General features: G+C 52.4%; 22 protein-coding genes. 8 read left to right on the forward strand and 14 right to left on the reverse strand.

The window, feature by feature from the left end:
* Positions 1 to 244 precede the first annotated feature (244 nt).
* On the forward strand, positions 245 to 2,236 hold the full coding sequence (pdeR, locus tag JBO43_RS02440) for a cyclic di-GMP phosphodiesterase (protein ID WP_095282205.1): 1,992 nt from the start codon (positions 245 to 247) through the stop codon (positions 2,234 to 2,236).
* Here the strand turns inward: pdeR and JBO43_RS02445 are convergent.
* Complete coding sequence (locus tag JBO43_RS02445; protein WP_095282206.1) at positions 2,233 to 3,102, reverse strand: crotonase/enoyl-CoA hydratase family protein; 870 nt, start codon at positions 3,100 to 3,102, stop codon at positions 2,233 to 2,235. The genes pdeR and JBO43_RS02445 overlap by 4 nt on opposite strands.
* Positions 3,103 to 3,295: 193 nt before the next feature.
* Here JBO43_RS02445 and JBO43_RS02450 point away from each other — a divergent pair, with 193 nt between their 5' ends.
* The 3 genes from JBO43_RS02450 to osmB all read left to right on the forward strand — a co-directional run bounded on the left by JBO43_RS02450 (position 3,296) and on the right by osmB (position 4,762).
* Complete coding sequence (locus JBO43_RS02450; protein WP_103945996.1) at positions 3,296 to 3,478, forward strand: YciZ family protein; 183 nt, start codon at positions 3,296 to 3,298, stop codon at positions 3,476 to 3,478.
* A gap of 42 nt (positions 3,479 to 3,520) precedes the next feature.
* Positions 3,521 to 4,273, forward strand: a complete 753-nt coding sequence (gene yciT, locus JBO43_RS02455; RefSeq protein WP_095282208.1) for a DNA-binding transcriptional regulator YciT — start codon at positions 3,521 to 3,523, stop codon at positions 4,271 to 4,273.
* A 270-nt stretch (positions 4,274 to 4,543) separates the two neighbouring features.
* Positions 4,544 to 4,762 carry an osmotically-inducible lipoprotein OsmB gene (osmB, locus tag JBO43_RS02460; RefSeq protein WP_095284293.1) on the forward strand — a complete coding sequence of 73 codons (219 nt, stop codon included), beginning with the start codon at positions 4,544 to 4,546 and terminating at the stop codon, positions 4,760 to 4,762.
* A gap of 101 nt (positions 4,763 to 4,863) precedes the next feature.
* Here osmB and yciH read toward each other — a convergent pair whose 3' ends face one another.
* From yciH to pgpB, 5 genes are all read right to left on the reverse strand, one after another.
* On the reverse strand, positions 4,864 to 5,190 hold the full coding sequence (yciH, locus tag JBO43_RS02465; RefSeq protein ID WP_095282209.1) for a stress response translation initiation inhibitor YciH: 327 nt from the start codon (positions 5,188 to 5,190) through the stop codon (positions 4,864 to 4,866).
* Positions 5,190 to 5,927 (reverse strand): orotidine-5'-phosphate decarboxylase, encoded by a 738-nt coding sequence (gene pyrF, locus JBO43_RS02470; protein ID WP_202673664.1) that lies wholly within the window; start codon positions 5,925 to 5,927, stop codon positions 5,190 to 5,192. Before pyrF ends, yciH begins: the two co-directional genes overlap by 1 nt.
* Positions 5,928 to 6,112: 185 nt before the next feature.
* Positions 6,113 to 7,282: a lipopolysaccharide assembly protein LapB gene (gene lapB / locus JBO43_RS02475; protein WP_095282211.1), complete on the reverse strand. Its 1,170-nt coding sequence runs from the start codon at positions 7,280 to 7,282 to the stop codon at positions 6,113 to 6,115.
* A 6-nt stretch (positions 7,283 to 7,288) separates the two neighbouring features.
* Positions 7,289 to 7,597, reverse strand: a complete 309-nt coding sequence (locus tag JBO43_RS02480) for a LapA family protein (protein WP_095282212.1) — start codon at positions 7,595 to 7,597, stop codon at positions 7,289 to 7,291.
* A 148-nt stretch (positions 7,598 to 7,745) separates the two neighbouring features.
* The gene (pgpB, locus tag JBO43_RS02485; protein ID WP_202673665.1) at positions 7,746 to 8,513 is read right to left on the reverse strand and encodes a phosphatidylglycerophosphatase B; all 768 of its coding nucleotides are present in this window, start codon (positions 8,511 to 8,513) and stop codon (positions 7,746 to 7,748) included.
* 195 nt (positions 8,514 to 8,708) lie between these two features.
* On the opposite strand from pgpB, the gene ribA reads away from it, so the two are divergent.
* On the forward strand, positions 8,709 to 9,299 hold the full coding sequence (gene ribA / locus JBO43_RS02490; protein ID WP_095282214.1) for a GTP cyclohydrolase II: 591 nt from the start codon (positions 8,709 to 8,711) through the stop codon (positions 9,297 to 9,299).
* Positions 9,300 to 9,333: 34 nt separating this feature from the next.
* Here the strand turns inward: ribA and acnA are convergent, their stop codons facing one another.
* The 6 genes from acnA to topA form a co-directional block, all read right to left on the reverse strand.
* The gene (gene acnA, locus JBO43_RS02495; protein ID WP_202673666.1) at positions 9,334 to 12,009 is read right to left on the reverse strand and encodes an aconitate hydratase AcnA; all 2,676 of its coding nucleotides are present in this window, start codon (positions 12,007 to 12,009) and stop codon (positions 9,334 to 9,336) included.
* Between the two features lie 166 nt (positions 12,010 to 12,175).
* A complete protein-coding gene (gene ymiC, locus JBO43_RS22910; RefSeq protein ID WP_331251887.1) occupies positions 12,176 to 12,274 on the reverse strand; it encodes a small membrane protein YmiC in 99 nt (32 codons plus the stop codon).
* A 134-nt stretch (positions 12,275 to 12,408) separates the two neighbouring features.
* Positions 12,409 to 12,585, reverse strand: coding sequence for a YciX family protein (locus JBO43_RS02500; RefSeq protein ID WP_157738402.1), 177 nt, complete (start codon positions 12,583 to 12,585; stop codon positions 12,409 to 12,411).
* Positions 12,582 to 12,722 (reverse strand): YmiA family putative membrane protein, encoded by a 141-nt coding sequence (locus tag JBO43_RS02505; RefSeq protein WP_096168876.1) that lies wholly within the window; start codon positions 12,720 to 12,722, stop codon positions 12,582 to 12,584. Before JBO43_RS02505 ends, JBO43_RS02500 begins: the two co-directional genes overlap by 4 nt.
* Before the next feature lie 336 nt (positions 12,723 to 13,058).
* A complete protein-coding gene (gene cysB / locus JBO43_RS02510; RefSeq protein ID WP_095282217.1) occupies positions 13,059 to 14,033 on the reverse strand; it encodes an HTH-type transcriptional regulator CysB in 975 nt (324 codons plus the stop codon).
* 184 nt (positions 14,034 to 14,217) lie between these two features.
* Positions 14,218 to 16,815 carry a type I DNA topoisomerase gene (gene topA, locus JBO43_RS02515; protein ID WP_202673667.1) on the reverse strand — a complete coding sequence of 866 codons (2,598 nt, stop codon included), beginning with the start codon at positions 16,813 to 16,815 and terminating at the stop codon, positions 14,218 to 14,220.
* A gap of 398 nt (positions 16,816 to 17,213) precedes the next feature.
* On the opposite strand from topA, the gene JBO43_RS02520 reads away from it, so the two are divergent.
* Complete coding sequence (locus tag JBO43_RS02520) at positions 17,214 to 17,465, forward strand: YciN family protein (protein ID WP_095282219.1); 252 nt, start codon at positions 17,214 to 17,216, stop codon at positions 17,463 to 17,465.
* A gap of 34 nt (positions 17,466 to 17,499) precedes the next feature.
* Here the strand turns inward: JBO43_RS02520 and sohB are convergent, their stop codons facing one another.
* Positions 17,500 to 18,543: a protease SohB gene (gene sohB, locus JBO43_RS02525; RefSeq protein WP_095282220.1), complete on the reverse strand. Its 1,044-nt coding sequence runs from the start codon at positions 18,541 to 18,543 to the stop codon at positions 17,500 to 17,502.
* Positions 18,544 to 18,779: 236 nt separating this feature from the next.
* Here sohB and JBO43_RS02530 point away from each other — a divergent pair, with 236 nt between their 5' ends.
* Complete coding sequence (locus tag JBO43_RS02530; protein WP_095282221.1) at positions 18,780 to 19,541, forward strand: YciK family oxidoreductase; 762 nt, start codon at positions 18,780 to 18,782, stop codon at positions 19,539 to 19,541.
* Entirely contained in the window at positions 19,538 to 20,128 is a 591-nt protein-coding gene (gene cobO / locus JBO43_RS02535; RefSeq protein ID WP_095282222.1) for a cob(I)yrinic acid a,c-diamide adenosyltransferase, read from the forward strand. The genes JBO43_RS02530 and cobO overlap by 4 nt, the downstream gene beginning before the upstream one ends.
* Positions 20,129 to 20,162: 34 nt before the next feature.
* On the opposite strand, the gene rluB is transcribed toward cobO, so the two are convergent.
* Positions 20,163 to 21,038, reverse strand: a complete 876-nt coding sequence (rluB, locus tag JBO43_RS02540) for a 23S rRNA pseudouridine(2605) synthase RluB (RefSeq protein ID WP_095282223.1) — start codon at positions 21,036 to 21,038, stop codon at positions 20,163 to 20,165.
* Positions 21,039 to 21,067 lie beyond the last annotated feature (29 nt).

The raw sequence follows: 21,067 nt of genomic DNA on the forward strand, positions 1-21,067 counted from the left end.
CTTTTTCTTAATATTTTCCTCTCGTTCCCCACAAAAACCATCACCATTATCTACAGTAAAAGTAATCCGTCATTTTTGGTTACTGGAATTTTTATCCACGTGTATCCTTTTAAGCCCATCTCGTTTTAATATAAGAATGCAGGGAAAAACAATAAGTTCACTTCGGTTTTGCCGCTGTCATACCACGGGAAAATCGAATGTAAATGCATAATTTTTGCGCCATTGAGCAGGTTCGGGAGAGAGCATGATTGACGATTTGGAGCAAAATTTGCTGTTTCGTTACATGGGCACACACAGCCCCTGGTGGCGTTTGACAGCTGACAGCAATGCTCTGCATCTGGCCGCCAGTGAAAACGCTGATATCACCCAGGTGGTTGCCTTGAGCGACGATCAGGCCGAACTTGTCCGCCAGCTTACCGTCATCACTTCCAGCATTACCATGACGCTTTCCCTCTATGGCTCCGACGTTCCCGTGCATCTGGTGGGGCGCAAAATCAATAAAAAGGAGTGGGCTGGCACCGCTTCTGCCTGGAATGACACCCCTTCCGTGGCGCGCGATCTGGTGCAAGGGTTATCCTTCGCCGAACAAGTCGTTTCTGAAGCTAACTCGGTGATTGTTATCCTCGATCAGCAGGGCAATATTCAGCGCTTTAACCGCCTGAGCGAAGAATATACCGGCATGAAAGAGCATGAAGTCATCGGGCAAAACGTCTTTAAATTGTTTATGAGCCGCAGTGAAGCGGCGGCCTCTAAACGCAATATTTCTGGTTTTTTCCGTAACGGCAGTTCGTACGAAGTAGAACGCTGGATCAAGACCCGCAAAGGGCAACGATTGTTTCTGTTCAGAAACAAATTTGTTCATAGCGGTAGCGGGAAAAATGAAATATTCCTTATCTGTTCTGGCACGGATATTACTGAAGAACGCCGGGCACAGGAACGTCTTCGCGTACTGGCCAATACGGACACCATCACCGGCCTGCCGAATCGTAATGCGATTCACGAATTAATCAGCAATGCTATCGAAACACGCGGCGAATCCCAGGTCGGGGTGGTCTATCTCGATCTCGATAACTTCAAAAAAGTGAACGATGCTTACGGGCATATGTTTGGCGACCAACTATTGCAGGCGGTCGCACTGGCTATACTGAGCTGTCTGGAAGAAGGCCAAATACTGGCGCGTCTGGGCGGCGATGAATTTATTGTGCTCGCGACGGATACCTCGCAAAGCTCGCTTGAGGCGATGGCCTCACGTATTCTGACGCGTCTGCGCCAGCCCTTCCGTATTGGCCTGATCGAAATCTACACCGGCTGTTCACTCGGGATTTCGCTTGCACCACAGCACGGCACCGATCGAGAAAGTATTATTCGCAACGCCGATACGGCGATGTATACCGCTAAAGAGAGTGGACGCGGCAAGTTCTGCGTCTTTTCGCCGGAAATGAATCAACGCGTGTTCGAATATTTGTGGCTGGATACCAACCTGCGCAAGGCGCTGGATAACGATCAGCTGTTAATTCACTATCAGCCAAAAATGACCTGGCGCGGCGAAGTGCGAAGTCTGGAAGCACTGGTGCGCTGGCAGTCCCCTGAGCGCGGTTTAATCCCACCGCTGGAGTTTATCTCGTACGCCGAAGAGTCGGGCCTGATTGTCCCGCTAGGGCGCTGGGTTATGCTCGACGTGGTACGTCAGGTGGCGAAATGGCGTGATAAGGGAATCAATCTCCGGGTGGCGGTGAACGTCTCTGCCCGCCAACTGGCAGACCAGACCATATTCAGCGATTTAAAACAGGCGCTAAAAGATCTGAACTTTGAATACTGCCCGATTGACGTAGAGCTGACCGAAAGCTGCCTGATAGAAAACGAAGAGCTGGCCCTGTCGGTTATTCAGCAATTCAGCCAACTGGGGGCGCAAATTCATCTTGATGACTTTGGGACCGGATATTCCTCGCTATCGCAGCTGGCGCGTTTCCCGATTGATGCCATTAAACTTGATCAGGTATTTGTTCGCGATATTCATAAACAATCGATTTCCCAGTCGCTGGTGCGGGCCATTGTCGCTGTGGCTCAGGCACTGAATTTGCAGGTCATTGCTGAAGGCGTTGAGAGCGCGAAAGAAGACGCCTTTCTGACCAAGAATGGCGTCAACGAACGGCAAGGTTTTTTATTTGCTAAGCCGATGCCCGCTGCCGCATTCGAGCGCTGGCTAAAACGCTATCAGGCGAAGAAGATGCGTTAGCTGGCTTTACGCATTCCTGCCGCGTTATGACGATTTTGCAGCATCACCAGACGTTCCATATAGGCAATGTCTTTCGGCTCCAGGCAGAATGCCGCATCCACCCAGTCCTCGGTGATATCCATTAACTCACTACGTGGAAGTTGCAGCACGCGCTGACGGGCACGAAGCATCGCCCTTACGCCATTCAACTTGGGCTGTAGAGTATCGATAAACGTGCGCGTCGACACATACCCATGACCCGGCTCAAACAGCACATCGACCAGTCCGTACTGCTCATGCCATTCCGCCGTATGCGATTCTCCTCGGTAGATGAGTTCCTCAGCGAGTTTCATGCCTGCGCGACGGGCGACCAGCGAATATCCGCCCATGCCGGGGAACAGGTTAAAGGCGATTTCCGGAAATCCCAGGCGCGCGTCGCGCTGCGCCAGCACAAAATGATGCGCTAACGCTGCCTCAAAGCCGCCACCGAGCGCACTGCCCTCCACCATCGCCAGTGTAATGGCTCCTGTATCAAAACCGCGTGAAGCGGCGTGGACACAATCCACACAGGCGCGAGCGTAAGCACGCAACGCCTCGCGGCGACCATTCTGGATGCATTCGACAAAGAAGCGTAAATCGCCTCCCGTGTTATACATGTCCGGGACCAGTGAACCGGTCACCCAGAAATCCACAACAAAGCCTGACTGTCGTACCAGCCACGACATGTTCATGATTTCCTCGATTAACGCGTGATTGAAACAGGGACGCGGCTGAGCGCGGAGCATCATCCATACCGTACGCCGTTCTTCTTCGTAATAGCCTGCGAGCTGGGTGAAACGATCAGGGTCGGTGAACAGTTTGCAGGTAGCTTGGTTAATGACTGTCATAGTCCAATTCCTCATATAAAAAAGCGCCTTGCGCGCAGTTTTAGACTAATCCACTCCCTAACCCGTCTGCATGAGAAGGAATAAATATATCACTTTCATTTATGTAATTTGGTTAGTGTATTTTTTCCCTTCTCTTTTGAGAGCAATTTCTGCATCATTGAAATTATTAACTTTTCGTTCTGAGGGTGAGATGATGTCAGAAGTTGACGCGCAGCGAGTGGCACAACGTATTGATACAGTGCTGGATATTCTGGTGGCGGGTGATTATCAGTCTGCAATTCGTAATCTTGAGATCCTGAAATCCGAATTACTGGCACAGAATGGCGCAGGCCAGATGGCGGAGCCCTCCCAGCCAAAAGCCCCGTGGGAAGTGTAATCTTCACCCTTTTTTCGTTTTCGTTCTCTTTATATGGATGCTATGAATTCCCGACAACAAATCATTCTGCAGATGGTGATCGACAAAGGACGCGTGAGTGTCGTCGAATTAGCTAAAACGACCGGCGTTTCAGAGGTAACTATCCGTCAGGATCTGAATCTTCTGGAAAAGCAAAGCTACCTTCGCCGCGCGCACGGTTACGCCGTACCGCTGGACAGCGAAGACGTTGAAACGCGCATGATGACTCACTTTGCGCTTAAACGTGAGCTAGCCGAATTTGCCGCCACGCTTGTCAATAATGGCGAAACCGTTTTTATTGAGAACGGCAGCAGCAATGCCCTCCTGGCGCGCACCCTGGCAGAACAAAAAGACATTACCATTATCACGGTCAGCAGTTATATCGCCCATTTGCTCAAAGAAACCCAGTGCGAAGTCATTCTACTGGGCGGGATTTATCAGAAGAAAAGTGAAAGCATGGTTGGGCCACTAACGCGTCAGTACGTTCAGCAGGTTCACTTCAGCAAAGCCTTTATCGGAATTGACGGCTGGCAGCCAGAAACGGGGTTTACCGGCCGCGATATGATGCGTTCTGATGTGGTGAATGCCGTACTGGAAAAAGGCTGTGAAGCCATTGTGCTCACCGACAGTTCTAAATTTGGTGCTGTGCATCCGTACACGATGGGCCCGATTTCGCGCTTTAACCGCGTGATTACCGATGAACGTTTGAGCGATGAGCATCGCCAGCAATTGCAACGCGACGGACTGACCGTCGATATCGTCAAACACACCGCCTGACCCTCCTCCGCGCCCTATTCCACGGGCGCTTATTGCATCCTTTTTCCATCTGAGACGATTCTGAACATCCCTTTAAGATTTTTTACCTGTCGTTTCGACAGCAAAAATTTAAAATTACTATTAGCGATATAACAGGAAGTGACTATCACCTGCGTGATTTTGTAACACCTGCGCGACCAGGTTTCACGGAAATGACGCTGCTGAAGTATTTCATTGTCTATACTTACAGATAGCTTATTTCCGTGAATCGATAATTCAGGAGAAAGTATGATGAATTTAACCAGCAAAAAATTAGCCGCAGCGGTTTTGGCAGTAACTCTCGCAATGTCTCTGAGCGCATGTTCTAACTGGTCCAAACGTGACCGTAACACCGCGATTGGTGCGGGTGCGGGTGCAGTTGGTGGGGCCGTATTAACCGATGGTAGTGCCCTGGGAACCCTGGGTGGTGCAGCAGTCGGTGGTATCATCGGCCATCAGGTGGGTAAATAAGATATATAAAATAACCACTGCATAATTGGATTAATTCAGAACGATATTTTCTGACTTACGCACCAGAAAAAAAGCCACGGTAAATACCGTGGCTTATTATTTTAGCCGCCTGCCAGTTTGACTTTCATTCCCCTGGCTTCAAGCAGCGTCTTTATTAAGTCGCGATTGTCGCCCTGAATTTCAATTACGCCGTCTTTCACTGCTCCGCCACATCCGCATTTCTTTTTCAATTCAGCAGCGAGTTTAGCCAGTGTTGCGTCGTCTTCATCAATGCCCGTAATCAGGCACACACCTTTGCCTTTACGTCCGCTGGTCTGCCGCTGGATGCGCACAATACCATCGCCCTTTGGCCGCTGAACGACTGCTTTAGGTTCATCAATACGGCCACTGTCCGTTGAATAGACCAGACGGCTGTTGGAATCGCTCATTACACCCCCTTTTTCAATGACGCATTAATCGCTTTTAAGGTTTGCGCAGGGTCGGCTGATTGCGTGACCGGGCGTCCAATAACCATATAGTCGACGCCCGCCGCCAGCGCCTGTTCTGGCGTCATAATACGACGCTGATCGCCCGCGTCAGTACCCTGCGGGCGAATGCCAGGGGTCACCAGTTTAAACGCTTGACCGAGTTCCGCTTTGAAGCGTACCGCCTCCTGAGCAGAGCAGACTACGCCGTCCAGCCCGCAGTTTTGCGTCAGACGCGCCAGACGCTCGGCATGTTCAGCAGGTGACAACGTCACGCCAAGATCCAGTAAATCACTGGCTTCCATGCTGGTCAACACGGTGACGGCAATCAGCAATGGTGCATCTTTGGCGAACGGCACCAGCGCTTCGCGCGCGGCAGTCATCATGCGCGCCCCGCCCGATGCATGAACGTTTACCATCCAGACGCCGAGATCAGCCGCTGCGGCGACCGCATGTGCCGTGGTGTTGGGAATATCATGGAATTTGAGATCGAGAAATATATCAAAACCACGCTGCTGCAGGTCACGCACGATTTGCGGTCCAAACAGGGTGAACATCTCTTTGCCGACTTTGAGGCGGCAGTCGCGTGGGTCAATGCGATCGACAAAGGCGAGCGCGCTGTCGCGATTGTTATAGTCGAGTGCAACAACAACGGGAGATTGAGTAACTACGCGGGAAGAAGAGGATGCAACAGACGTCATGACCAGCCCTTTTCGTCTATGGGCGCCGCAGTGGCGCGGGATAGATAAACGGCGAGCATTCTACCTGTCAGCGGAACAAATTGACAGAATCCATTTACCTCCTGCCAGACTATAGACCGCACGGTGCTGAATCAATCTTGAAACACCATAAGTATGTTGTAACTAAAATGCGGTTTTTTTAAAAATTACTGCCCGTCCAGGCCGCGAATCGGTTTAATGGTTGACCAGGCGCGGCATGAAGGACAATGCCAGTAAAGCGTGTAGGCGGTAAATCCGCATTTCGAACAGCGATAGCGCGGTTTACTGCGCACCTGCTCGCCCACCATATCACGCAGCACCATCAGGCTCTCTTTCGCACGCCCTTCTTCCGCTTCGTTCAGGTGGTAATCCATCAGTTTGTGGAAGACACGCATGGTGGGATGGCGCTGAAGCTGGCGTGTGATGTAAACCTGAGCCGTATCGTTGCCTTCGTGCTGCTCGACGACGTCCGCCAGCATCAGTTCAGCCGTCGCACCGGTATTCTCTTCCACACAGCGACGTAAGAACGCCACCCATTCATCCGGGCGGCCAAGCTGTTGGTAGCAGGTTTGCAGCATCTCCAGCGTTTCGCTGACCAGCTCTTTATCCTGGTCGATCACGCGCAGCAGGCATTCTACGGCTTTGGCAAATTCGCCCTTCGCCATAAATACGCGCCCCATCATGATGGAGATGCGCGCACTGTTGCGATCGGCAGAAGCGCCCTTTTTCAACAATGCCATGGCTTTTTCCATGTCATCGCTGCCCATTTGCTGCAACGCGAGCTCACAGTAAAAGTGGGCGATTTCGACACGCTGTTTGTCTTTGCCAAGTTTGACCAGACGCTCTGCCGTATCGATGGCTTTTTGCCAGTCGCTGGTCGCCTGATAAATTTGCAGGAGTTGTTGCAACGCGCTGACGCGAAACTCTGTTTCGTCCACCAGCTGACTGAACATGTCTTCCGCGCGGTCGTAAAGACCGGCGGCCATGTAGTCACGGCCCAGCTGCTGGACCGCCAGCAGACGCTGATCGTAGGTAAGCGAGGCGCTTTCCATCAATGTCTGGTGGATACGGATGGCACGATCGACTTCGCCACGCGAGCGGAACAGGTTTCCAAGGGTGAGATGCGCCTCAACGGTGCCGGTGTCCTCTTTTAACATGTCGAGGAACAGGTCGACCGCTTTATCCTGTTGGTTGCTCAGAAGGAAGTTCACCCCCGCTACATAGTCGCGAGAAAGGCGGTTTGCTTCGTCCTGCTTATTTTGTTGCGCACTTCTGCGGCCCATATACCAGCCATAGGCTGCGGCTACAGGCAAAAGCAGAAACAACAACTCCAGCATATTCGTTTATTCCTTCACAACCGGAACACCAGTATTCACCGGCACGTCGGTCACAGGCGCAATTTGATTTTCAAGACGTTTGATTTTACGTTCCGCGCGCGCAAGAGAAACACGAACTTTTAACCAGAACAGGCCACAAACAAGCCAGCCGATGGCAAATCCGGCGGCGAATAAAACAGCAAGCAAGCTCGAAACACGATACTCGCCCTGCGCCAGCAGATAATTGAAAGTCACCAGCTGATCGTTTTGCGCACCCAGTGTGACCGAAATAACAAAAATCGCTAACACCAGTAAGAATATGAGTAGATATTTCACATGACTTCCCGTTATGTGGTTCAGGCGAATAAAGTGTGTTCAACTCGCCGCAATCAGCCTTATAAACTACCATTTTAGCCGCGAGCGTGAAACGGAAAAAGTAGCAGGGTCCAATATGATTTGAGGGCTAAACCACGAATTTCAACCGTCAGACCTCTTCTTGCTCTCGTTCTTCGATCTCTTTGTGCTCTTCTGGCGGCGGCGTGAGCGGTCCGCAAAGCCGTTGGGCAAGCCAGGTAGCAAACGTCACCAGCAGCCAGGAAATCAACGTCGCCACCACCAGGTCGCGCGGCCAGTGCATCCCTAACAGCAGGCGACTGCCCATCACGCCTGTCGCCCAGACCAGCAAAATAGCGATGGTGATAGTGCGGCGGCGCGGCCAGAGTAAACCGACAGCTAACAGCGCCCAACTGGCCGCAAACATGGTATGCCCGGACGGAAAGGCGAATCCGGTCTCTTTTTGCCAGTGTTTGCGTAAAAATTTCGGAATTTCCTGCGCTTCCGCCATCTGATCTTTCACCAGATGGCCGCGCTCTTTACGCTTTAAATTGTAGAAGGTATCTACCGGAATATGATGCGTTTTTTCAAGCCACACCACAAAAGGACGCGGTTCCTGAACGTGGTCTTTAACCCAGGACTTAATTCCCTGCCCGACGATTATCGCCGCGCCGAGAATGACAAACAGCATGATCGCCGGACGAAGCCGAAAACGTAGGCACCACAAAAACCACGCGCAGAGAATACCGTGCGTGATAATCCCCCACGGCTGAGTCACGGTCTCCGTTACCCAATACAGCGCCTTTAGCCACGTGGCGTTTTGCCCCGGTTGCCAGGCCCAACCTGAAATCCATACCGCTAAGGGCATAATGAGTAAAATAGCGGCACCGGCAGCCGTGCGGCGGGCAATCGAAAGCATGTTGTCTCCTTTTTCGCTAAGCTCAACAATCATAACCGAATTTAACGCAATCCGTGAAAATGTCGGATTGTGCGTTTAACGTTCGTATAGCATGAGCCCGGCTAGGTGAACGCCGCCAGCTTGTGGCAAAATAGCGGGATACTAAAGCCGAAGGGCGACTGGCACGAAACGTGTCAGCATACTCTGGAGAATCACATGCAGCTTAAACGTGTGGCAGAAGCCAATCTGCCAACCCCATGGGGCGATTTCCTGATGGTGGGTTTTGAAGAACTGGCAACCGGGCAGGACCACGTCGCTCTGGTGTTTGGCGATATCTCAGGACAGACACCGGTGCTGGCACGCGTCCATTCAGAGTGTCTGACGGGCGATGCCTTATTCAGTCTGCGCTGTGATTGCGGTTTCCAGCTCGAAGCGGCGCTTTCTCATATCGCTGAAGAAGGTCGAGGCGTACTGCTCTATCACCGCCAGGAAGGCCGTAATATCGGTCTGCTGAATAAAATCCGCGCCTACGCGTTGCAGGATCAGGGCTACGATACGGTTGAAGCCAATCATCAGCTTGGCTTTGCCGCTGACGAACGTGACTTCACCCTGTGTGCGGATATGTTCAAACTGCTCAGCGTGGACGAAGTGCGTCTGCTGACGAACAACCCGCGCAAAGTGGAGATTCTGTCTGAGGCCGGAATCAATATCGTGGAACGTGTGCCGCTGATTGTGGGTCGCAATCCAAAAAACGCCCACTACCTTGATACCAAAGCCGCGAAGATGGGCCACTTGCTGAGCGAGTAAATCGAATGGCCCGGCTTTCGCCGGGCCTGTACCGTTAGTTCAGCATATTACGAATCACATAATGCAAAATGCCGTCGTTCTGGTAGTACGTCAGTTCGGTCGCCGTGTCGATACGGCAGCGGCAATCCAGCACTTCCGTTTTGCCGTCCGCACGCGTGAGCTGCACCGGAACGGTCGCGCCCGGTTTCAGGTTTTGCAGATCCCTGACAGCAATCCGCTCTTCACCGGTTAAACCCAACGTTTTACGCGTGACGCCCTGCGGGAACTCAAGCGGTAAAATCCCCATGCCGATCAGGTTTGAGCGGTGAATACGTTCAAACGATTCGGAGATAACCACGCGAACGCCGAGTAGACGTGGTCCTTTTGCCGCCCAGTCACGACTGGAGCCAGAGCCATACTCTTTACCCGCAATCACAGCAAGCGGCGTGCCTTCCTGCTGATATTTCATCGCCGCATCGTAGATCGAAATCACTTCCGTTCCCGGCAGATGTCGCGTCATCCCGCCTTCAACGCCCGGCACCATTTCATTACGAATACGGATATTGGCAAAGGTCCCGCGCATCATCACTTCGTGGTTGCCGCGACGAGAACCGTAGGAGTTAAAGTCACGGCGCTCCACGCCGCGTCCCTGCAGATATCTCCCTGCCGGGCTGTCAGCTTTGATACTGCCCGCTGGAGAGATGTGGTCGGTGGTGACAGAATCGCCCAGCATCGCCAGGATGCGTGCGCCCTGAATATCGACCAGCGGTTCCGGCTGGGCTTGCATATCATCAAAGAACGGCGACAGGCGAATATAGGTCGAATCGCTCTGCCAGCCGTAGGTGTCAGAACGTTCCACTTTGATCGTTTTCCACTCCGGCGTGCCTTCAAAGACCTCAGCATATTCTTTGCGGAACATCTCAGTAGAGACCTGTTCCACGGCGCGTGCTATTTCTCGTGCCGACGGCCAGATATCTTTCAGATAAACCGGATCGCCCTTGCGGTCGTGACCGATTGGATCGCTTGCCAGGTTAATGTTCATATTACCCGCCAGCGCATAGGCCACAACCAGCGGCGGCGAGGCCAGCCAGTTGGTTTTGACCAGCGGATGAATACGGCCTTCGAAGTTACGGTTGCCCGAAAGCACCGCGCCCACGGTCAGATCGCCCTGCTTGATCGCCTGCTCGATAGGATCCGGTAACGGACCGGAGTTACCGATACAGGTGGTACAGCCGTAGCCCACCAGGTTAAAGCCCAGTTCGTCGAGGTATGGCGTCAATTTGGCCTTGGCCAGATACTCCGAAACGACTTTCGATCCCGGCGCTAACGAGGCTTTGACCCACGGCTGGCGCTTGAGGCCCAGGGTAACCGCCTTTTTCGCCAGTAGCCCGGCAGCCATGAGCACACTTGGATTAGACGTGTTGGTACAGGACGTAATCGCGGCAATCACCACGGCACCGTCGGGAAGCTGATACTGATGCCCGTTCATAACATAATCAACCGGGCGTCGGTCTTTTTGCGCAGTATTGAGTTCCAGTTCGTTGCTGGCGGCAAACGCTTTCGGCACATTTTGCAGCGCGACCCGATCCTGCGGGCGTTTTGGCCCCGCAAGGCTGGCTTCGACTTCATCCATATCCAGCTCAAGCGTGCTGGTGAAGACGGGTTCATCGCCGGTATTTCGCCACATGCCCTGCGCTTTGGAATACGCCTCGACCAGTGCGACCTGTTCATCGCTACGTCCGCTCAGGCGCATATACTCCAGCGTCACCCCGTCGATTGGGAAGAAGCCGCACGTTGCACCATACTCCGGCGCCATGTTGGCAATGGTCGCGCGGTCAGCCAGCGGTAAAGAATCGAGACCGTCGCCGTAAAATTCAACAAACTTACCTACCACGCCGTGTTTACGCAGCATTTGGGTAACGGTCAACACCAGGTCGGTGGCAGTAATGCCTTCACGCAGTTTGCCCAGTAGCTTGAAACCTACTACGTCCGGGATCAGCATCGACACCGGCTGGCCGAGCATCGCAGCTTCGGCTTCGATCCCGCCCACGCCCCAGCCCAATACCCCGAGTCCGTTGATCATCGTGGTGTGGGAGTCGGTCCCCACCAGGGTATCAGGATAAGCAATCCACTCTTTGCCCTGCAATTCACTCCACACCGCTTTGCCCAGATATTCCAGGTTTACCTGGTGGCAAATCCCGGTACCCGGCGGCACGACGCTGAAACGGCTAAAGGCCTGCTGGCCCCATTTCAGGAAAACATAGCGTTCGTGGTTACGCTCCATTTCCAGACGCACGTTCTCTTCAAACGCGTCGTCATCACCGAAATGGTCAACCGTTACGGAGTGGTCGATAACAAGATCGACGGGAGAAAGCGGGTTCACTTTGGCGGTATCGCCACCGAGACGTTTGACGGCTTCGCGCATGGCTGCCAGATCGACAACTGCGGGCACGCCGGTGAAGTCCTGCATTAACACCCTTGCCGGACGGTAGGCAATCTCTCGATCGGCATGGGCAGTTTTAAGCCACCCCGCCAGGGCATGGATATCATCAGCAGTGACGGACTCGTCATCCTGCCAGCGTAAAAGGTTTTCCAGTAACACTTTCAGCGACTTGGGCAACTGCGAAATGTCCCCAAGTGTCCTGGCGGCCAGAGGCAAGCTGTAGTAGTGATAAGTCTTATTTTCGGCCTGCAACGTGTCCTTACTGGCTTCGCGTAGGGTTAACGACATAAGCTCCTCCTTAATGACAGGGATAACCCGACAATCATCGGGGCTGTAATTAAAGATAACACAAAGATGTCGTAACGTTTTGATAACAACCCAAATTGATAAATCGGGATAATCAATCAACGAAGAGGAACAAACAAAAAACCTCGCCGGAGCGAGGTTTTAGCGTTTAGTTTAAGGCCAGCCAGATTAGCTGAGCCCAGAACAGGACGGATACGGTAAAAGCCCCCATCCAGGACCAGTATTTCATGTTTTGTAGGGTATTCATCATCTGACACCAGACTTTATATTTGTATGATTGTTGGGGTATTTCCCCGTTCTTTTTTGCTGATGTGTATTTATAAAAGAGTACAAAAGTGCACGGGTATCACCTGGATATTCGCAGGCTAACCTTATTATCAATTATTGTTTTTTCGATTCGTCTTCTGCGAACATATCAATAAAAGCTTGTTGCTGAGCGGAGAGTTTCCAGGATGCAGGCACGCTGGTCACAGGTTCTTTACCCACTTTATGGCTGTTGTCACCTGGCTGACACATCTTCTTAACCGGTTCGATACGCACTTGAGCTGCCATCATCATCCCCAATATTTCCAGACCAGTAACGCCACAACCACCCAGAACAGGGCGGAGCCAAGAAATACCGCCAGCCAGGCTTTACGCTTAAGCGCTGGGTCCCTTTGCGGTTCTTCACTTCCTGAAGGCATTGCTAACCTCATACAATCGACTTCGCTTATCATTTTGATACCAAACAATCGGTACAAGTAATCATGAGTTGAGATAAATCCTAAAGAAACTTTAGTCGAAAAGCCAGTGAATTTACGAACGTTTTCCAGGGAAATAGTTAATCTTTTGACCCAAAATAAATAATTGAGACGAGGTATTTGCGCGGAGGGAATTTACTTTCTACTTTTGTCGCAAATTTGCGACAGTTTGCCCATAAACAATTAACGTTTATCAGGTTATATGCGATAGCAAATGGGGATGAGGTTAATTCTAATTTAGCTTTAATACATTATTCGGTATCTTTCCGGGCGGAAAGATACCGGGTGTGATTATTTTTCCGGGAGCTTAATATCCTGGAACATCGCTTCAATATCTTCGTTTGAGCGCAGCGCGACTGCAGTATCTACAACATCTCGCGTTAAATGCGGCGCAAAGCGCTGAATGAAATCATACATATAGCTGCGAAGGAAAGTGCTGCGACGGAAACCGATTTTGGTCGTGCTGTGGCTAAAGACATCGTGTGCGTCGAGGCGCACCAGATCCGGGTCAGAAACCGGGTCTACCGCCATGCTGGCAATCACACCCACACCTAATCCCAGACGAACGTATGTTTTGATGACATCAGCATCGGTCGCCGTAAAGACGATACGCGGCGTCAGCCCTGCACGATTAAACGCCGTGTCCAGTTCAGAACGACCGGTAAAGCCAAACGTATAGGTCACCAGCGGATATTGCGCCAGCTCTTCAATGGTCACCGATCCCTTACCTGCCAACGGATGCTCCGGCGTCACCACGATCGAACGATTCCAGTGATAGCACGGCAACATAACCAGATCGTCATACAGATGCAGAGCTTCAGTCGCAATGGCGAAATCAGCATTGCCTTTGGAAACCGCTTCGGCGATCTGCGTAGGCGATCCTTGATGCATATGCAGCGAAACGCGCGGGTAGCGTTCGATAAAGCCTTTTATCACCCCAGGCAATGCGTAGCGAGCCTGTGTGTGGGTGGTGGCGATATACAGCGAACCTTTATCCGGCCAGGTATGTTCCCCCGCAACCGATTTGATCGCATCTACTTTGGAAAGCACTTCCCGGGCAATGCGGATGATCTCCTGACCGGCAGGTGTGACTTGTGTGAGGTGTTTACCGCTGCGAGCAAAAATCTGAATACCCAGTTCATCCTCCAGCATACGCACTTGCTTACTGATGCCGGGCTGAGAGGTATAAAGACCTTCTGCGGTAGAAGAGACGTTAAGGTTGTGGTTGACCACCTCAACGATATAACGAAGCTGTTGTAGTTTCATGCCTGACCATCCGATTTAGCGCACAGGGAGCATCGCTTAAGACGATTTAATAATAAGAAAGGAGTTAACTATAACCACTATATCATTTATATCCCGAGTGTATAGTACGGAACAAAAAATAATAACGGCCAATAAAAAAGGGCCGGAAATCCGGCCCTTTCAGGTAAGTCACGGTAAGAAAAGATTATTTCTTGCCTTCAACCCATTTACCATCCACAAAGAATGCAGACCAACCGGTCGCTTTGCCCTCTTTCTCGGCAGCGACATACTGCTGCTTCGTTTTACGGCTGAAGCGAACAACGGTCTTGTTGCCTTCCGGGTCCTGCTGCGGCGCATCGGCCAGATAACGCAGTTTCTCTGGCAGACGATCGCGGAAGCGGTACAGCTCTTCCACCAGCGGCGCACGGGTCTCGCGCGATTTCGGGAAGGTGTTGGCGGCGAGGAACACTCCCGCGGCACCGTCACGCAGCACGAAGTACGCGTCTGACTTCTCACACGACAGTTCTGGTAACGGAACCGGATCTTCCTTCGGAGGAGCCACTTCGCCGTTGCGCAGGATCTTACGCGTGTTCTTACATTCTTCGTTGGTGCAAGCCATGTACTTACCGAAACGACCCATTTTCAGGTGCATTTCAGAACCGCATTTCTCACATTCCACAATTGGGCCATCATAGCCCTTGATGCGGAATTCGCCCTCTTCGATTTCATAGCCGTCGCAGGTCGGGTTGTTACCGCAGACATGCAACTTACGCTTAGGATCAATCAGGTAGCTGTCCATCGCCGTGCCGCATTTCTGGCAACGACGTTTGGCGCGCAGAGCGTTGGTTTCGGCATCGTCACCTTCCAGCACGTTGAGAACTTCGTTCTCAGGCACCAGGTTGATGGTGGTTTTGCAGCGCTCTTTTGGCGTTAACGCGTAGCCTGAACAGCCGAGGAATACGCCGGTGGTCGCAGTACGAATACCCATATGACGACTACAGGTCGGACACTCGATGCTGGTAATGACCATCTGGTTCGGCTGCATTCCCCCTTCTTCTGGCGCTTTTTCAGCTTTCTCCAGTTGTTGGGTGAAATCGCCAAAGAAGCTGTCGAGCACCTTCTTCCATTCCGCCTGGTGGTTAGCCACCTGGTCCAGACGGTCTTCCATCTGCGCGGTAAAATCGTAGTTCATCAGCTCGCGGAAGTTATCTTCCAGACGATCGGTGACGATCTCACCCATTTTTTCCGCATAGAAACGACGGTTTTCAGCACGAACGTAGCCGCGATCCTGAATGGTCGAAATGATCGACGCATAAGTGGACGGACGACCGATACCCCGTTTTTCCAGCTCTTTTACCAACGATGCTTCACTGAAACGCGCAGGCGGTTTGGTAAAGTGCTGTGCCGGGATAAGTTCTGTTAAAGAAAGCTCATCGCCTTTGTTGACAGCAGGCAGAGTACGGTCTTCATCGCCTTTACGCAGAGCAGGCATGACTTTCGTCCAGCCGTCAAAGCGCAGGATACGACCACGCGCTTTCAGGCGGAAATCACCTGCACCAACGGTCAGCGTCGTTGAATCGTATTTTGCCGGATTCATCTGACAGGCAACGAACTGGCGCCAGATCAGCTGATACAGCTTCTGGGCATCCGTTTCCATGTCTTTCAGGGATTCAGCCTCAACGGAAACATCCGACGGACGGATCGCTTCGTGCGCTTCCTGAGAGTTTTCTTTACTCGCGTACTGGATAGCGCTTTCCGGCAGATACTTCTTACCGAAGTTATCGCCGATATAGTCGCGCACCATGCTCACCGCGTCCTGGCTCAGGTTTGTTGAGTCAGTACGCATGTAAGTGATGTAACCCGCTTCATACAAACGTTGGGCCATCATCATGGTTTTCTTCACGCCAAAGCCCAGACGCGTGCTTGCCGCCTGCTGAAGCGTGGAGGTAATGAAAGGCGCACCGGGTTTGCTGCTTGTCGGTTTGTCTTCACGATCCAGCACCTGATAGCGTGCTTTTTCCAGTAGCGCAACGGCTGCCATAGTTTGATCGCGATTGACCGGACGGAACGGCTTGTCTTTCTCGTGGGTCACCTGCAGCGGCAGTGCATCGCCACCCGGCGTTGCCACGTTCGCGTCGATTTCCCAGAACTCTTCCGGTACAAACGCTTTGATTTCGCGCTCACGCTCCACGACCAGACGCACCGCCACGGACTGAACACGCCCGGCGGAAAGGCCACGCGCAATTTTCTTCCACAGTAGTGGCGAAACCATGTAACCCACCACGCGGTCCATAAAACGACGCGCCTGTTGAGCGTTAACACGATCGATGTTCAGTTCGCCCGGCTTTTCAAACGCCTGACGAATCGCATTCTTTGTAATCTCGTTAAACACGACACGGCTGTATCGTGATTCATCACCACCAATGATTTCCCGCAGGTGCCATGCAATGGCTTCCCCTTCTCGGTCAAGGTCGGTTGCGAGATAGATGTGGTCAGCTTTTTCAGCGAGCTGCTTCAGCTCATTGACGACTTTCTCTTTGCCGGGCAGCACTTCGTACTGTGCTTCCCATTCGTGCCAGGGATCGACACCCATACGGTTGACGAGCGCGCTACGTTCATCCTTTTTAGGCTTCTTAGCCCCTTTGGTGGAGGTAGAGTCTGCGCTCTTTTTACTGGCTGAGCCACTGGTCGGCAAATCGCGGATATGACCAACGCTGGATTTAACCACATAGTCGTTACCCAGATACTTATTGATCGTTTTGGCTTTTGCCGGGGACTCAACGATGACGAGAGCTTTACCCATATTCACCTTTACCTAATTTAATTCTTCCAGAAATACGCCGCATGTTGATTTCCCTTCCGCTGGCAGCGTTTTTTTTATATTGCGACGACGCCAGGGGATATCAACCCTTTTTTCTTACCGAACGACAGAGGTACACGTCCAGGTGATTGAGTTATCGGGCATTTCATTGACTTCAAAATGACTATGCGACGAGCTTTCGGTCGAATGTCAAGCAATTCTGTTGCCAGAATGACGAAAGCGCACACTGTACCTGATAAAATCTGTTACGCAACTTTATTAGCATGCAAAAGCAAATCGCGCCAGCTTTGCCCCTGCGCTGTAGCCCCGCGAAAAACAGGGAAAATTTGCCCACGGTGCGGGTCCGGCGTAGACTATTGCCACTGTTTAAGGAGTGGAATATGCAGCAAACTACCCAACCTATCGATCGTCAGACTTTGCTTATCGAAGCCAACAAACTGATCCGTGAACATGAAGATACTCTGGCGGGTATCGAAGCCACCGGCGTTGAGCAACGTAACGGTGTGCTCGTATTCAGCGGTGAGTATTTCCTTGATGAACAAGGGCTACCTACCCCTAAGAGCACAGCGGTATTTAACATGTTTAAATACCTGGCCCATGCGCTCTCTGAGAAATATCACCTGGTCGATTAACGCGAAACGCGAGGCAAATGCCTCGCGTTTTTGTTTACAGCAGCGGTTTTTGTCCGCGTTGTAGCCATCGCAATAGCAAGCGGTCTGCGCTCTCCGCCGCGCTATTCGTAAAGCGGTCGAGCAGTTTCTTACGCTGAGTATAGCGTACACCCACCAGCTCACGGCCCTCCATCAGGCTCAGAAGCAGATCGTCACTGGTGCCGACTTCGTCCACCAAACCTTTTTCGTGCGCCTGTATGCCGTACCAGTGCTCACCGGTTGCCACCTGCTCGATATCCAGTGTAGGGCGCATCCGTTTGACGAAATCTTTGAACAGAAGGTGCGTTTCGTTGAGGTCTTCGCGGAACTTTTGTCGCCCCTCTTCCGTGTTCTCACCCAGCAACGTCAGGGTACGCTTATATTGCCCGGCGGTGTGCAGTTCAATGTCGATCTCTTTGTTTTTCAGAAAACGATTGAAGTTAGGGATCTGCGCGACCACGCCAATAGAGCCGAGAATCGCAAAGGGTGCGGCGACAATTTTATCGGCAACACACGCCATCATATAGCCACCGCTCGCCGCGACTTTATCCACCGCCACCGTCAGTGGAATCTGTTTTTCCCGCAGACGTTGAAGCTGCGAGGATGCAAGACCGTAGCCATGCACGACGCCACCCGGACTTTCCAGGCGTAAAACCACCTGATCCTGAGGTTTTGCCACCGCCAGCACCGCCGTCACCTCTTCGCGAAGAGACGTGACTTCATGGGCATCCATGCTGCCTTTAAAATCCAGCACATATACCCGTGGTTTAATGGTTTCCTGATGGCCCTGTTTTGCCTTCGCTTTTGCCGCTTTGGCTTCCTGCTTAAGCTTTTTCTTTTGCGCCTTATGCCATAGCTTCTGCTGATGCCCATCCAGCAACGCCACCGACATGTCCTCCTGCATATCCTTATACTGCTCACTTAAGCGAGTAATGCGCAGTTCACCGCGCTGACGCTTACGCTGCGTCAGATTCACAATCAGTACCGCAACTACCGCTATAGCGATCACCACCGTCGCAATCTTGGCCAAAAACAGACCATATTCAGAAAGTAATTCCACGTGTTCCACCTTGATTTAACCACGAATCTTTCACGACCAGTGTACAACAGCCTGTGCCAGGCGTCTCGATTACGACAATACAGATGCGAGGCGCTTTCAGGAATTTCGTCTTGCGACTGAAATCGTTGCAAATTATTAATTTGGAAGCGTTCTCTCCTGTAGACTGATTGAAATCACCCGCCGTTTCGGGCATAAAGCCAAAAAGCGAAAGAAAAGCAGGCGTCACAGGAGTATTCGTGCACTATCAACCGCAAAAAGATCTACTGCAAAACCGCATTATCCTGGTGACCGGCGCCAGCGACGGCATTGGTCGCGAAGCCGCGCTCACCTATTCCCGCTACGGCGCACAGCTCGTGCTGCTTGGTCGTAATGAAGAGAAGCTGCGCCACGTAGCGCAAGAGATTGCCGATATCAGCGGGGAAATGCCGCGTTGGTATACCCTCGATTTACTGACCTGTACGCCGGATTCCTGTGCGGAACTGGCACAGCGAATCGCAGCACACTACCCGCGGCTGGACGGCGTATTGCACAATGCCGGTTTGCTGGGTGAAGTTCGCCCAATGGATGAGCAAAATCCTGAGATCTGGCAGCAGGTAATGCAGGTCAACGTCAACGGTACGTTCTTCCTCACCCAGGCGCTGCTTCCTTTATTACTCAAATCAGAATCCGGCTCGCTGGTGTTTACCTCATCGAGCGTTGGCCGTCAGGGACGCGCCAACTGGGGCGCTTACGCCGCGTCGAAGTTTGCCACAGAGGGCATGATGCAGGTGTTGGCCGAGGAGTATCAGACCCGCCATCTGCGCGTCAACTGTATTAATCCGGGCGGTACCCGCACCGGTATGCGGGCCAGCGCCTTCCCAACGGAAGATCCGCAAAAGCTCAAAACGCCAGCAGAAATTATGCCGCTTTACCTGTGGTTAATGGGCGATGACAGCCGCCGTAAAACCGGTTTGACCTTTGACGCCCAGCCGGGCCGTAAGCCAGGGATTTCGCAATGAGTGAAGAACGCCATCAGCAACGCCAGCAGAAACTCAAAGAACAGGTCGATGCCAGGGTAGCCGCCGCACAGGAAGAGCGCGGCATCGTTATCGTCTTTACCGGCAACGGGAAAGGCAAAACCACAGCGGCCTTTGGTACCGCCACCCGCGCCGTCGGTCACGGGCAAAAAGTGGGCGTGATTCAGTTCATCAAAGGCGAATGGCCAAACGGTGAACGCAATCTACTGGAGCCGCATGGTGTGGAGTTTCAGGTCATGGCGACCGGTTTTACCTGGGATACGCAAAACCGTGAAAGCGATACAGCGGCCTGCCTCGCGGTGTGGGAACATGCCAAACGGATGCTGGCCGACCCGGCGCTGAATATGGTCCTGCTGGATGAAATCACTTATATGGTGGCGTACGACTATCTGCCGCTGGAAGAGGTATTGGGCGCACTGAAAAATCGCCCTGCGCATCAGACGGTCATTGTAACCGGACGCGGATGCCATCGTGATATTCTGGAGTTTGCCGATACGGTCAGCGAATTACGCCCGGTCAAACATGCGTTTGATGCCGGAGTTAAAGCGCAAATCGGAATTGACTACTAGATAAGAAAAAACCCGGCTAAGCCGGGTTTGATTTTTAGCCGTTGTTATTACGGCTGCCAGATCGGCGCGCGGTGCCAACCTGGGTGTGACGCTTCACCGCACGGCGAATCTGGTTCGCTTTCACGCGGCGACGGTCTTTTTCAACCGCCACTTTGGTGGTGGTTTCTGGCTGCAGTTCCACCAGCTCACGCAGATAGTTGGTCTGGGTTAAATCCAGCTCGGTGTAACCTCCGCGTGGAATACCTTTCGGCAGCAGGATATCACCGTAGCGCACGCGAATCAGACGACTCACCTGCACGCCCACCGCTTCCCACAGACGACGAACCTCACGGTTACGGCCTTCGGTCAGGGTGACGTTATACCACTGGTTGATCCCTTCACCGCCGGTGAATTTAATGGTTTTAAACGCCGCAGGCCCGTCTTCAAGCTGAACGCCGCGCGACAGATCACGCAGTTTGTTTTCATCAACCTGACCGAACACGCGCACCGCGTATTCACGTTCCACTTCACGGCTTGGGTGCATTAGGCGGTTTGCCAACTCGCCATCGGTGGTGAACAGCAGCAGACCGCAGGTGTTCACATCCAGACGCCCTACTGCAATCCAGCGCGCACCGCGCAGTTTTGGCAGACGGTCAAATACCGTCGGGCGGCCTTCTGGATCGTTACGCGTACACAGTTCGCCTTCCGGCTTGTAATAAGCCAGTACGCGACAAATTTGTTCAGCAGACTCTTTAACAGAGATCACGTGACCGTCGAGACGGATTTTCATTCCCGCAACGACTTCTACGCGGTCACCCAGCTTGGCAATTTTGCCGTCTACGCTGACGCGACCCGCTTCAATAATGGTTTCGATTTCACGGCGTGAACCGTGGCCAGCACGCGCCAGCACTTTCTGTAACTTTTCGCTCATTGAGCATCCTTCAGGTGTCGCCTTCACAG

The organism is Lelliottia jeotgali (assembly GCF_016771845.1).
Taxonomy (GTDB): Bacteria; Pseudomonadota; Gammaproteobacteria; order Enterobacterales; family Enterobacteriaceae; genus Enterobacter; species Enterobacter jeotgali.